This window comes from Couchioplanes caeruleus (genome assembly GCF_003751945.1).
GTDB lineage: Bacteria > Actinomycetota > Actinomycetes > Mycobacteriales > Micromonosporaceae > Actinoplanes > Actinoplanes caeruleus.
Window position 1 is genome coordinate 1 of record NZ_RJKL01000002.1, and the last position, 13,147, is coordinate 13,147.

At 71.0% G+C, this 13,147-nt stretch carries 11 protein-coding genes; 8 read left to right on the forward strand and 3 right to left on the reverse strand.

Annotation, left to right across the window (positions count from 1 at the left end):
• The first annotated feature begins 33 nt into the window (after positions 1-33).
• The 3 genes from EDD30_RS37485 (at position 34) to EDD30_RS37495 (ending at position 3,142) form a co-directional block, all read left to right on the forward strand.
• A complete protein-coding gene (locus EDD30_RS37485) occupies positions 34-1,758 on the forward strand; it encodes a DNA cytosine methyltransferase (protein WP_071804563.1) in 1,725 nt (574 codons plus the stop codon).
• A gap of 220 nt (positions 1,759-1,978) precedes the next feature.
• Positions 1,979-2,290 (forward strand): hypothetical protein, encoded by a 312-nt coding sequence (locus EDD30_RS37490; RefSeq protein ID WP_071804561.1) that lies wholly within the window; start codon positions 1,979-1,981, stop codon positions 2,288-2,290.
• Positions 2,291-2,521: 231 nt separating this feature from the next.
• A complete protein-coding gene (locus EDD30_RS37495; RefSeq protein WP_084556272.1) occupies positions 2,522-3,142 on the forward strand; it encodes a hypothetical protein in 621 nt (206 codons plus the stop codon).
• 571 nt (positions 3,143-3,713) lie between these two features.
• On the opposite strand, the gene EDD30_RS37500 is transcribed toward EDD30_RS37495, so the two are convergent.
• From EDD30_RS37500 to EDD30_RS37510, 3 genes are all read right to left on the reverse strand, one after another.
• Positions 3,714-4,883 carry a hypothetical protein gene (locus EDD30_RS37500; protein WP_143162624.1) on the reverse strand — a complete coding sequence of 390 codons (1,170 nt, stop codon included), beginning with the start codon at positions 4,881-4,883 and terminating at the stop codon, positions 3,714-3,716.
• A gap of 365 nt (positions 4,884-5,248) precedes the next feature.
• Entirely contained in the window at positions 5,249-5,617 is a 369-nt protein-coding gene (locus EDD30_RS37505) for a hypothetical protein (protein ID WP_071804555.1), read from the reverse strand.
• Between the two features lie 131 nt (positions 5,618-5,748).
• Positions 5,749-5,961: a hypothetical protein gene (locus tag EDD30_RS37510; RefSeq protein ID WP_071804553.1), complete on the reverse strand. Its 213-nt coding sequence runs from the start codon at positions 5,959-5,961 to the stop codon at positions 5,749-5,751.
• Positions 5,962-6,360: 399 nt separating this feature from the next.
• Between EDD30_RS37510 and EDD30_RS37515 the strand changes: the two genes are divergently transcribed.
• From EDD30_RS37515 to cas3, 5 genes are all read left to right on the forward strand, one after another.
• On the forward strand, positions 6,361-6,861 hold the full coding sequence (locus EDD30_RS37515) for a hypothetical protein (RefSeq protein ID WP_244945698.1): 501 nt from the start codon (positions 6,361-6,363) through the stop codon (positions 6,859-6,861).
• Complete coding sequence (locus EDD30_RS37520) at positions 6,858-8,387, forward strand: relaxase/mobilization nuclease domain-containing protein (RefSeq protein ID WP_071804551.1); 1,530 nt, start codon at positions 6,858-6,860, stop codon at positions 8,385-8,387. The genes EDD30_RS37515 and EDD30_RS37520 overlap by 4 nt, the downstream gene beginning before the upstream one ends.
• Before the next feature lie 18 nt (positions 8,388-8,405).
• The gene (locus EDD30_RS37525) at positions 8,406-9,554 is read left to right on the forward strand and encodes a hypothetical protein (protein WP_071804549.1); all 1,149 of its coding nucleotides are present in this window, start codon (positions 8,406-8,408) and stop codon (positions 9,552-9,554) included.
• Positions 9,555-9,565: 11 nt separating this feature from the next.
• The gene (locus tag EDD30_RS37530) at positions 9,566-9,787 is read left to right on the forward strand and encodes a hypothetical protein (protein WP_071804547.1); all 222 of its coding nucleotides are present in this window, start codon (positions 9,566-9,568) and stop codon (positions 9,785-9,787) included.
• 1,068 nt (positions 9,788-10,855) lie between these two features.
• Complete coding sequence (gene cas3 / locus EDD30_RS37535; protein WP_244945699.1) at positions 10,856-13,138, forward strand: CRISPR-associated helicase Cas3'; 2,283 nt, start codon at positions 10,856-10,858, stop codon at positions 13,136-13,138.
• Positions 13,139-13,147: the final 9 nt, after the last annotated feature.

Here is a 13,147-nt window from a genome sequence, read left to right on the forward strand (position 1 = left end):
GGACCGGGGGCCGATCGGGAGAGGACCCCGACCTTGAGCACTGAGCCTACCGGTACGGAGTTGACCGTGGCGGACTACTTCTGCGGCGCAGGAGGCAGCAGCTCCGGCATGGAGCGTGTCCCGGGTGTGACGGTGAGGATGGCCGCCAATCATTGGGACCTGGCGATCAAGACGCACAACGAGAACCTGCCGCACGCCGACCACGACATCGCCGACATCAGCGGCATCGACCCGCACCGGCACCCCACGACTGACGTTGGCTGGTTCAGCCCGGAGTGCTCGAACTGGAGTATCGCCAAGGGCGTGAAGGTCGACTACGACGGCAAGCCCGTCCAGCTCGATATGTTCGCCGCCGACGAGGAGCCGCCGCTGCCCGACGAGGCCGCGCACCGCTCCCGGATGCTGATGCAGGACGTGCCGCGCTTCACCGAGGTGCACCGTTACCGCGCGGTGCTGGTGGAGAACGTGACCGACGTACTGAAGTGGTCGCATCTGGACGAGTGGCTGCGCCGCATGGAGAACCTCGGATACCGGTACCGGATCGTGGTGCTCAACTCCGCGTTCGCCAGCACGTTCGGGCCGGGCGCCCCGCAGCTGCGGGATCGGGTCTACTTCTGTTTCTGGCGCGCGGAGTACCGCGAGCCCGACTTCGCCAAGTGGACGCGGCCGACGGCGTACTGCCCGACCTGCGACACCGACGTGCAGGCCGTCATGCTCGACAAGAAGCCGGGCGCGCGTCGCGCGATGCGCTACGGCCAGCAGTACGTCTACCAGTGCCCGCACGTCCGCTGCCGGGGCGCGCAGGTGCAGCCGTACGCGCTGCCCGCCGCCGCCGCGATCGACTGGACGATCCCCGGGCAGCGCATCGGCGACCGGGCCAGGCCGCTGCAGCCCAAGACCCTCGCACGGATCACGGCGGGGCTGCGCCGCTACGCGGGACCGGTCACCCTCGAAGCGGCCGGGAACACCTTCGAACGGCGCCCGGGCGTGCGGTCGTGGCCGGTGACCGAACCGTTCAAGACCCTGCACACCACGGCCTCCAAGGCGTTGGCGTGCCCGCCGATGCTGGTGCCTTCCGGCGGCACGTGGAACGACGGCGCCCGCGCGGTCACCGAGCCGATGCGTGCCCGGGCCACCCGCGAGACCGAGGGCATCGTCGTCCCGGCGATGCTGGTGCCGCTGGAGGGCCGTGACGGCAAACAGGCCCGCTACACCGACGTGCCGATGCGGGCCCAGACCGCCCGGCACCAGGACGCGCTGGTCATCCCGCTGCGCAACAACGGCGTCGCCCGCCCGGCTGCGAAGAGCCCGCTGGTCACGTTCGCCGCCGGGGGCACGCATCAGGGCCTGCTGATGCGTAACAACACCGGCGGCGCCGAGATGTCCACCCCGCTGGACGAGCCGATGCGCACCCTGACCACCGCCGGTCACCAGTCGCTGGTGCGCTGGGACCACGTGACCTACGGCTACGACACCGGGACCCTGCGCCCAGTCGCCGCGCCGCTGCCCGCGCAGACCACCGTGCCGGGCGATGCCCTGCTGGCCCCGGCGCTGCACGTCGACGACTGCTCGTTTCGGATGCTGGAGGTCGACGAGATCCGCGCGGGCATGGCCTTCGCCCCCGGCTACATCCTGCTGGGAACCAAACGCGAGCAGGTCCGGATGCTCGGTAACGCGGTCACCCCGAACGCGGCCAGTGTGCTGATGGCCGCCGTGGTCGAGGCCATCACCGGCCGCGAGCTGGAGCCCTGGCAGTAGCCACCGACCGTGCCCGGCTCGGGGACGCTCCCCGGCCGGGCACCACGGGTCATCGCCCGCCGGCCGCGATTCCGGCCCGAGATCCCGTGATCCGCGAGGAGACGACGCGGCGGCGACCGGCGCCGGCGACCGCCAGGTCTGCCGAGTGGCACCACCACATGCGACAGGCACGACACCAGGCCGGGTCCGCCGGGTCCACGGCCCAGGAAGAGGTTCGACCATGCTGCTGGACAGCCGCACCACCACCTACCTGCACCGCGCCGTCACCGCCCTCACCGCCGGGCGGCTGAACGGCGAGCAACTCAGCCCGGTGTGCCCCGACTGCGACACCGACGTGACCCAGCTCCCCGGCTTCATCTTCGGCCACCTCCTATGGCGAGACGCCGAGCGGGAAACGGTGACCGTGCTAGTCGGCTGCGAGGGCTACTGGACCATCAACCCGCATCTGCTCGACGTTAACGCCACGAACTGGCGACCGCGTACCGCCGCGCACGACACCACCCGCATCGGCGCGCGAGACGCCGAGCAGTAGCCGCACCATCGGTGCTTCATCGACGGTCCGCGCTCGCGCCGGGGCCGGAGCCCACGTGCATCGAGCACGCGGGCTCCGGGCTGCCGCGCGGCCGGCGGCGGCCGTAGCCGGACCGGCGGTCATCGTGGAGGAAGGTCGACCGCCCGCTCGAATGTCTGACCCCGAAGGACACCGCTGATGCCTACTGCGGCCGCCGTTACCGCGACGGCGCCGGCGCCTACGATTCGGCCCGTGACCATCACCGCGCCGCTGCTAGCCGTACTCGAGCACGCCTGGGCCGCCATCCGCGCGCGGCATCCCGAGGTGCCCGAGGTCGCCATCGTCACCGGCCGGCGCGGCGACCGAGGCGGATTCAGTGCCACCCAATGGACCCGCGCCGAGGGCGACCCCGTCCCCGAGCTGCAGCTCGGCGATGGATCCCTGACCGCGGGCCCGGTCGCGATGGCCGCCCTGCTGCACCACGCCGCGCACGGCCTGGCCCACGCCCGCGGGATCAAGGACACCAGCCGGCAGGGCCGCTACCACAGCAAGACCTACGCCGACCTCGCCCGCGAAGTCGGCCTGGAGGTCTCGCAGAGCGCATCGACCGGGTGGTCCCAGACCCAGATGCCCTCTCGTACCGCCGACATCTACGCCACGGTGCTCGACGAACTCAGCGCCGCGGTGGGCGTCACGCGCATCGTCGAGCCGAGCACCGCCACGCCCAGCCCGGGCACCAGTCCCAGCAACAACAACATCGTGGCCCTGTGCGGGTGCCCCCGTCCGCGCCGTATTCGCGTAGCCCCTACCGTCCTGCAGCTGGGCCCGATCACCTGCGGCCTCTGCCAGCAGCCGTTCCGCGCCTCCGAGTAGTCCCGCTGACGGAAGCCTGAGTATCGGCGGCGGTTACGGGAGCGACTTCACGCTCTGGGTGGTGTGAGGGCCGGGCGCCAGCGACGTGCGCACGCTCGGCGGTGCCAGATCCGTGCAGGGGTGACAGAGTTCGTCCGCCGGGGCCCGAGCGCTACAGTGCCGCCATGAGCGGCACCTGGGAAGAGTCGATGGCTGCCCGCGCGGGCGCGCGGGCGAACGATCGAATCAACCGCCGGCGCCAGCCGCTTACGCAGAACCGCCCGGGACACGTCGGTCATCACCTGCATCGCAGCGCAAGCGGTACCGAATGTTCCTGCGGTGGCGACTTTCAAGAGGCTTGCTACGTCAGCCGAGGCGAAGACGATGCTTGGTGGCGCTCGCAGAGATGCACGGTATGCGGTCGAAAGGGTCTGCTCCTGGAGGGAAGCCCGCCCGCATCGTGACAAGGTGACGTCCGCTCATCGGCTCCGCGCAGTCGTAGGGCGCCCCTTCGATTTGGCGGGCGACAACGCGATGTTCGTGCAGGTGCGGCGCGTCCTGCCCCTATCGATGCTCGTTGTGGCGTCGGCACCTACGAGCGTCGCCCGCGACGGCTTCGCCGTCGGGTTGGCCGGGTATTCTGCTGTCCGCTCTCAATAGAGGTGGGGAGAGTTGGTGCTGCCGCCGCGGCGGTGTCACCGCTCACCGCGGTCGCCGCCGCTTCTACTGGTGGTAGGCCACGCTGGGTTCGCAGCCACGCGCCTAGCCGCCGTCCCGCTCCAGCCTCGGTTAAAAGAAGCACGCCGTAGGCACCTACCGCCAGCCCAAGACCAGCGATCCCCGCGCCGCCAAGAAACTTCCGGTCCACCAGGAACCCGAGACCGACCACGGCGCACGCCAGTCCGCCGACGATGCCCCCCACCCCGAGCAGGAGCTGCCGGCCCACCAGCCACCCGCAACCGAACACGGCGCCCGCCAGCGCGCCGACGACGCCGCCCACCCCGAGCAGGAGCTGCCGGTCCACCAAGAACCCGAGACCGAACACGGCGCACGCCAGTCCGCCGACGACGCCGCCCACCCCGAGTAGGGGCTGCCGGTCCACCAGGACTCCGAGACCGAACACGGCGCTCGCCAGTCCGCCGACGATGGTCCCCACCCCGAGCGGGATTTGCCCGTGCGACAGGAACACCAGCCCGGCCACGGCGCCCACCAGCCCGCCGCCGATGAACCCCACTACGGCCAGGGACTGGCGGCCCATCAGGAACCACAGCCCGGTCAGGATTGTGGCCAGTCCCGTGAGAACGCACGCCGCACAGAGCAGGAACCGCCCGCCAAAGAGGCCGGCCAGATTCTCGTTGATGCGATCCGTTCCCACGCCGATGAATGCCGCAGCGCAAAGGATGTCGGCGGCAATTTCGTAGTCTCGGGGGATGAGCACCGCGCCAGCGACAAGTACGGCTGCGGCGAGTACGGCATAGCCAGCTAGCCGTTCCGGTATCAGCAGTGAGGTAGCGGTGGCGAGTAGCGATCCGGCTAGCAGGGCGTACATCGCCGCGCGGACCAGGGGGGCGTCGGGACGCTCACGGCGCACCCACAGGCCGGCGACGACGACCATCCCGGCGGCGAAGGTGGCGGCAACCCCTGGGTAGCCCAGGTCGGCCGAGAGCAGGTTGTAGCCCATGTTGCCCACCGCCGCCAGGAGCAGGCCAAGCAGGACCGACCAGCCATGCGGGCGGCTACGTCGCGGAGAAGGGCTGTCCACGGCGTTAAGAATGGCCTGGCTGCCCGGCCGCCGCTAGAACGCGGTGCGGTGGCAATGCCTTCGTAACGCTCTCGGGGATTCCCGATACGGGCCGGGTTCGGTCGTGGCGGGGCGCTCCATCCGCCCTCGTCGGAGAACTGGCCAAGATCGTCCCTAGCGCCAGCCCCGTTCGATGTTCCTCAACGGTCGGGGTGGGGCCTCTTGGCGCTTAAGGGGGCGGAGCTGTGGCTTCTTAAGGCGACAAGCCGGCGGCGCTACTACTCCATCAGCCAGGACGGGTCCTCCGGCCGTGCCTGATGACCGTCGACATCACCCGTGGATGATCGCCCTGAGCGTCGGACGCTCCGGCCGGGCCGCCTTCGTGATCAGCTGAGGGCTGTGTGCTCGGGATGCTGTTCGAGATGCGGGGTTGCGGATGGCGTCGGCTCGGAGTCGCGCGGAGCGGGAACGGCGGCAACTCGGGTTTGGCGCCGACGTCCGGCGGGTTGTCCGCCGGCGGTCACCTCGGTAAGGCCGAGCTGCTTGAGCTCGGCATCGGACCAGCCGTTCTCGCGCAGCTTCGCCAGCACCGCGGCGTACTCGTCGGTGACGGCGGTGAGTTCGGCGGTGAGCTCGTCGACACGGTGCCGTAGGACAGCGGCTTCGCCGATGCCGGCGGCGCGGGCGCGTAGCAGTTCTAGCGCCTGACGTTCGGCCTTGCTGCTGATGGCCTTGGGGGTGGTGTCGCGTGGCATTGGGCTTTCCTCCCCGTGCGTGGATGATCTAGCGTCGAATGCTGAGGGTAGCGACAACGATCATCTTCTGTGACCCTTGGCGGGTGACTTTCGTCGATCTTCGCGCAGGACTGGGTGTGCGGCCGAGGCGGTCAGCACAGGTCTTGGTCGACGTGTTCGTAGACGGTGTGTCCGCCGACGAGGTGGCGTTGCGGTCCGCAGCCGCATTCGCTGGTGGGGGAGTGCGGGGCGCCGTCGTCGGGGATCTCGTGGTGTTGGCGCTCGCCGGAGATGGTGACGATGGTGTGGCCGCACTCGTCGTCGATGAGGTCGACGTCGGGTCGGGTGTAGAGATCCAGGGTCACGGCTGGGCTCCTTGGCTCGGCGTACGGACAGGGACCTCCCAACGGAGGTCTGTTCGCCAACCGCCTTTCCGCCGGGAACAGACGCCCTTGCAGTGCCGAGGTCGGATGGAGTCAAGGGTGGGCCGCAGGGCCATCGCGGAGCGACGCGAAGCGCCCTTGACGCTGGACGGCCGCCAACTACGATCCCGCGTTCCCGGGGAAGGCACCGGGGTTGAAGCGCGGGGCTGCACCGCGGCCGCGCGCGTCCTGCGAGGCAGGTGCCGCAGGACGCGCGCACAGGCCTTGGAGAACGGAGCAAGTTAAAAGGAAAGGCTGCCTTACCGACCAACGCGGTTGATCGAGGCGGCGGCAGCGGACTCCTCTCGGGGTCGGTCGCTGCGCTTCATGGGGGAGGTAGGAGTGACGGACTCACCGCGCCGGCGCGCGGTTCAGCCCGGCGCCGCGGCATCGCGACGCCGCCGCCGTAGCGATGTACCGCGGGAGAACCGGATCACCCCGCGCTACTCCGATGAGGAGCTGGCTCAGGTTCTGGTGTTCGCGGCGGCGGCCCGGTTGGCACCCGCGGCGTACGTAGCGGAGGCGAGTCTGCGGCCGTCGGCGTGGCAGGTCGGCCGGGCACCGGCGACCGGCACCGATCCCGAACACGTTGTCGAGGAGATGGCCGCTGAGCCGGTGCTGCAGGACGCGCCCGAGGACGGCGAGGTGCGCCGGATGGAGCTGCTGGAGCTGATGGGCATCCACCGACAGTTGCGCGGAGCGGCGACGAACTTGAACCAGGCGGTCGCCAAGCTGCACTCGCTCGGCGAGCCGGTGGGGGAGCTGCCGGCGATCGCGGAGTACGTCCGCAAGGTTGCCACCGCGGCGGACGAGGCGGTCGCCGCGGTGCGGATGCGGCGATGATCCCGAAGGTCACCAAGGGAACCCGGGTACGCGGTCTGTTGGAGTACCTGTGGGGTCCGGGCAAGGCCGAGGAGCATACGAATCCGCGCATCGTGGCGGGCTATGACGATCCTGCGGTGCTGGCGCCGCCGGTAGATCCGAGCGCCCCGGGTCGGTGGTTGCTGGGCGAACTCGCGGCCAAGTTGGACGCGCCGCAGGAGGCGCTCGGCGATCGCGGGATCGACGAGTACGTGCTGCAGGTCGCGCTGTCGGTGCGCGTCGACGAGCGCGAGATCTCTGACGCGGAGTGGTCGAAGATCGCGCACAGGTACGTGGAAGAGATGGGCTTCGCGGGCGACGCCGAGCGGGCCGGCTGCCGGTGGATCGCGGTGCATCACGGCCGGTCAGTCAACGGCAACGACCACATCCATCTGGTGATCACGCGGGCGACCGAGGACGGCGCCCCGGTGTATCTGCGCGGCGAATGGAAGCAGTCGCAGCAGGTGTGCGACCGCATCGAGGACGTATTCGGGTTGCGCAAGGACACCCCGGGCCGCGCTGGTGCAACCACCCGGCCCGCGGAGAACCGGCCGGAGATTGACCAGGCGCGCACCGCGGGGCGCCGCGTCACTGATCGGCAGCTGCTGCGCCGCGAGGTGCGCGCCGCGCTCGCCGGAGCGAAGGATGAGGCGGACTGGGTGGCTCGGATGAAGGCCGCCGGGCTGCTCGTGGCCGCCCGCGCCGACGCCGACGATCCGGCGAAGACGGTCGGGTACGCGGTCGCGTTGCCGCCCGAGCGGCGCGCGGGCAAGCCGCGCTGGTTGTCCGGTCGGCTGCTCGATCAGGACCTGAGTTTGCACCGGGTCCGGCAGCGCTGGCCGAGTGGGGAACGCCTGTCGGCGCAGCAGTGGAAGGACGCGGTGCCGCGCGAACATCGGGTTCTGGCTGGACCGCAGCGCGTCGGGGTGTGGCGGGCCACCGCCGCGGCGTTGGAGGACATCACCGCGCGGATGGCCGCGGTCGCGCCGGGCTCTGCGGAGTGGCCCGCGATTGCGCGCGCGAGTGCCGATGCCCTCGCGGTGACGGCGGTGATCGCGGAATCGTCGGGCCAGGGGCCGGTGTCGCGGGCGGCGGACATCCTGGCTCGTGCGGCGGCGCCGAAGCGTTCCGGTCCGGCGCCTGAGACCAGCACGATCGCCGCCGAGCTGGCCCGCGTCTCGGACGCGATCACGATCGCCGGCGCCGCCCGGCACAGCCGTGAGGCGGCGGCCGTGGTGGCGTTGATGGTGGCCGCCGCTCGGCTGATCGTGGCCCTTGCGCGACTGCGGGAGGCACAGCAGGACGCGCACGCAGCCGGGGCCGCCCGGGTCGCCGCGGAGCAGATGATGCCGCTGCTGCGGCAGGCCCATGAGGTGAGGCAGGGGCCGCCGGCGTCGGCACCGGCGGCGCCGGAGCCGGTCCGGGCCGGGACGCCGGCGGTCACGCCGGTCCGTCCGAGCGTTCCCGGTCCGCGCCGGGAGCGAGTAGCAGAGCGCGAGGAACGGTAACGGGGGAGGAGACTGCAGATGAGTCAGGGCACCGAGGTCGACGAGATCATGTCGCGGGCCAGCGGGGTGGTCGCCGCGGTGGTCAACGCGTCGACCCAGCTGTTGATGGCGCTGATCGAGTTGCGTATCCAGCGGCTGCGGGAGGCGGCCGAGCGGGATCGGGAGCAGGTGCGGCGGGTCCGCGAGCAGACTCGGGCGTACCACCAGGCCGACGCCGCGGTGTGGCGCGCGGCGATGCGTCGGCAGTGGTGGCGCGAGGCTGGAGCGGAGGACATCAGTCGGGTATGGCGGGCGGCGTCCACGTGGCAGCACGTCGACCCGCGTGCCGCTGAGGCCCGCCAGGTGGTGGTCGAGCGGCTCGCCGAGCGCGGTGTGCGCGTCGACCTTGCCGCGCAGACAACGCCGAGTTCGCAGGATGTGGCATGGCTGTCCGATGCCTTGGACCGCGCCGCCGCCGACCGGGCGGCTCAGGCCGAGGCGACCCGCGGCCACGCGCGATCGGGCTCGCAGCGCGACACCGGGCGGGAGGCGTCCGCGGTTGTGGACGGCGAGCTCGGCGAGGCCCAGCCCGTACGGGCAGAGCGTCGGAGTGCCCGTGACCGGGAGGAGCGCGCCGCCGCGCATGTGCGGGCGGCGTGGTCCGACGAACGCGCCGAGCGGGTGATCAGCTGCAAGGCGTGGGGCGCGCTGGTGAACCAGCTCGACCAGTTGGAGGAGCAGGGACACGACGTCGAGATGCTGCTGCGTGGTGTGCCGGCGTTCGTCGATCAGGCACACACCCCGGCGGCATTCGCGTTCCGCTCGATTGACGACCGGCTCGATGGCCCGGTCGATCTCGGCACCCAAAGCCGCGGCGGGGGCGTCGCCGAGGACCCCGTCTCGGAGACCGCGCCGGCGTCGAGGGAGTCGTCCGCGAGCAACCCGGGCTCTCCCGGGGTTGCCGCTGACCCGGCAGCGGAGACGCCCGACGCGGGTGCTGCGCAGGTCGCCGCCGGTTACGGCGAAGCTGCTCTACTTGCCGCGCAGGCGTACCCGATCACGACACAGGATGCCGTCGCGGGGGCCGCGGCCCGGTCGCAGAGCGGGGCGCCCTGTGTCACCGCGGCCCGGCACGAGCTGGCGCGACCGGGCCACGAGCAGCACCTCGACGCGGGTACGAGCCGATGATTGCCGGTGGCATGGCGGATCCGGTGCCGCATCACTTGGTGGCCGAACGGGAGTTCGCGGACGAACGGTTCTGGTCGGCAGCTGCCCGGCTCGCCGGCCGCCTGGGTCACCGGGATCACTCACTCCAGCTTGTCGGCGAGGTGGAACGGCTTGCCCATTACGCGCTGCGCTGCGTGTCGTGTGATCGGCCGATCGCGACGTTCGAGGTTCAGGTTGTGGCATCGCCTGTGTAGGTCCATAGGCCCTCCCCGTTTCGTCGGCGAGGGCCTACTTTGTTCAGGCAGGACGAAGTCCGGCGCGCGACCTCGGGTGCACCGGGCCGGAGCTAGAAGTGCGGGCGGCGGGCGACGTGGGCGGCGACCGCGTCCGGGCCGGGCGTTGGTCTCCACGCTGACGTTGCGATCCTTGCCCGGCCTGGTGGCCGGGCGCAGCGATCCGCCTGACGTTCCGCATGGGGTGGCAGGTCGCGTTGCGATCCTCGCCCAGCCCGGTGGGCCGGGCGCAGCCCGGGTGATGACCCACGGGGCGCCGCCGAGGGTGGCGTTGCGATCCTCGCCCGGCCTGGTGGTCGGGCGCAGCCGGGTCGACCTGACCCGCAACGGCGCCTACAAGCCGTTGCGATCCTCGCCCGGCCGGGTGGCCGGGCGCAGCCGGTCACGGTCGCGAACGCGGCCGGGCGGTAGACGACGTTGCGATCCTCGCCCGGCCTGGTGGCCGGGCGCAGCCACCAGCGGCGGTGGACACGTGGACCTTGCCTCGGGGGTTGCGATCCTCGCCCGGTGGCCGGGCGCAGCACCACGCGGGCCGTCGAGATGTTTCGGCTGCTCGACTGGTTGCGATCCTCGCCCAGCCGGGTGGCCGGGCGCAGCGGTTCGTGAGCTGCCTGTATGGCCGTTCTGGTGTTCGGGCGCGGACAGGTGCGTGTCTTCTTCGCCTTATTTTAGGGGCTTTTCGTGGTGAGGAACCGACAGCTCGTGCGGCGGTCACCGGAGGTTCCTAGGTTGGGAAGGCCCTGGTTCATGCGCTCGGTGTCCTTGGTGCGCTTACTGAGGCTGGTGCCCGTGCGGATGTCGGCGTCGATAGACAGGGCGGGTCGCGCAGTGGATCACCAGGAGTAGTCGGCTCGCGTCGAAGTGTCACACGGTGGCGATAGGGTCCGGCGCGTGCTCGATCCCGACCAGAGTGCGGCAGCCCAGCTAGCGCGAACTGCTACTGGTGGCTATCTGACATTGACGGTGGGTGTTTCGGCGTGGCGGGATGGACGGGCTCAGATGCGGCAAACCGTGGATTGAGGACTATTCGTGTCTAGTGGTACGCCGTTGTGGGCGCATAGCCCTGCCCTGGGTGGGGGGTGGCACAGCCTGGATGCGCATCTGCGAGCGGTCGCGGATCTGGCAGGCAACTTCGCTGCGCCGTTCGGTGGTCAACAGGTCGCGTACTGGTTGGGGCGGTTGCATGACGTGGGGAAGGCGTCGTGCACGTGGCAGGCGGGCTTGGCGCGGGCAGCGGTCACGGGCGGCCGGGTGGGCACCGATCACAAGGCGTTGGGAACGCGGGTCGCGCACGAGCGGGGCCTGGGCGGCTTCGCGGTGGGTATCTGGGGCCATCACAGCGGCCTGGTCGACATGCAGGATCTCGGGCCGGCGTTGAAGTCACGGGTGACCGACGGTGCCGCTGAGGTGGCCAGCGCTGAGCAGGTCCTGGATGGGTTGGTGGCGGACCTACCCGCTGATCTACGTGCGGCGGTGCCGCCGGTGTGGCGCGAGGACCGTCTGGTGGGTGAGATGGCGGTCCGGTTGTGTTTCAGCGCGCTGGTCGACGCGGACTTTCTGGACACTGCCGCGCACTTCGCCGGCTTGCCGGCGCCGCGGGTGCGCCCGGAGGCGGACCTGGGGGTGTTGTACGAGCGGTTCACCACCCGCCGGGCTGGCAAGCTCGCCACACGCCGGGGTTCGCCGATCGATGCGCTGCGGGAACGCATCTACGCCGGATGTGTGGAGGCCGCCGAGCGTCCGGCGGGGATCTTCCGGTTGGCGGCGCCGACCGGGGCGGGTAAGACGTTCGCGTCGGCCGGGTTCGCGTTGCGGCACGGGCACCGGCACGGCAAGCGACGGGTCATCGTCGCGGTGCCGTTTTTGACGATCACCGAGCAGAACGCCCTGCAGTACCGCGAGCTGCTCGACGACGAGCGGGACGCCGATCCGGTGGTGTTGGAGCATCACAGCGGCGTCGACTTCGACGCAGGCGGAGCGCGGCGGTGGGCGCGGCTGGCGGCGGAGAACTGGGATGCGCCGTTCATCGTGACCACGTTCGTGCGCCTGTTCGAGTCGTTGTATGCGCGTAAGCCCGCCGCGGTGCGCCGGCTGCACCGCCTGGCCGACTCGGTGATCGTGCTCGATGAGGTGCAGGCGCTGCCGCCGGCGATGCTGATGCCGATCCTGGACGGGCTGCGCCTGTTGGTGCAGCACTTCGGCGTGACGGTGTTGTTGTGCTCGGCCACGCAGCCGGACTTCTGGGCGTTGAGCCCGTTCGCGCACCTGGAGGCCACCGACCTGATCACCGACCTGCCAGCGGTGGCCAGCCGGCTGCGTCGGGTCTCGTTCGAGTGGCAGCTCGACCCGTCGCCGACGCTGGCCGGCATCGCAGCCCAGGCCGCCGCGCTGGGCTGCGCGATGGTGGTGGTCAACACCACCGCCGACGCGCAGACCGTCTTCGCGCAGTGGCGCCACACCGGCGACGAGTGTGACACCGCGCAAAGGGTGGCGTGGCATCTGTCCACCCGGATGTGCCCCGATCATCGTCGTCGGGTGCTGGCCGAGGTGCGACGACGGCTGGACGCGGGCCTGCCGGTGCTGCTGGTGTCCACTCAACTGATTGAGGCCGGCGTCGACATTGACTTTCCGGTGGTGTTCCGGGCGCTGGCACCGGCGGACTCGTTGCTCCAGGCCGCCGGCCGGGCCAATCGCGAAGGCCGGCTTGCCGGGTTGGGCCGGGTGGTCATCTTCGCCGCGTCGGATGCCCGTCAGCCGCCGTCGTACCGGGCCGCGGTCGGGGCCACGCTGCTGCATTTCGGGCCGGGCCGAGATCCCGACGACGTCACGGCGTTGCCGGCCTACTACCGGTCGCTGTACGACGCGTTGAACCTGGCCGACCCCGGCCACGTCGGGCAGCGCATCCAGCAGGCCCGCACCCGATGGGCGTTCGAGACCGTGGCCAGCGGCCCGGTGATCGACGCGACCAGCGGCGTCCGGGACCAGACTCAGGCGTTTCGGATGATCGACGATGACAGCCTCGCCGTGATCACCCCGCAGGCCGCCGACCCCGATGAGCGTCAAGAGGTCGACGACGCCCTGACCCGGCTGCGGGATGCACCGGTACCGGCGATGGGCGACGTGCGCCGGTTGCAGCCGTACACCACCACCCTGAACCGCAGCGTCCTGCGCGCCCGCCCGCATGTGCAGGCGCTGCTGCGCCCGGTGCTCGGCACGCCGGGCACGGCTGGCGCGCTGGTCGAGTGGTGCGGCGACTACGACGACGCGACCGGTATCACCATCGACACCGCAGTGGAAGGACTGGTGCTGTGACCGACCCCC

Coding starts and splice junctions, on each gene's coding strand:
- EDD30_RS37490 (WP_071804561.1), top strand. CDS start 1,979: ATGCTGCTGGACAGCCGCACCACCACCTACCTGCACCGCGCCGTCACC.
- EDD30_RS37505 (WP_071804555.1), bottom strand. CDS start 5,617: ATGCCACGCGACACCACCCCCAAGGCCATCAGCAGCAAGGCCGAACGT.
- EDD30_RS37520 (WP_071804551.1), top strand. CDS start 6,858: ATGATCCCGAAGGTCACCAAGGGAACCCGGGTACGCGGTCTGTTGGAG.
- EDD30_RS37525 (WP_071804549.1), top strand. CDS start 8,406: ATGAGTCAGGGCACCGAGGTCGACGAGATCATGTCGCGGGCCAGCGGG.
- EDD30_RS37530 (WP_071804547.1), top strand. CDS start 9,566: ATGGCGGATCCGGTGCCGCATCACTTGGTGGCCGAACGGGAGTTCGCG.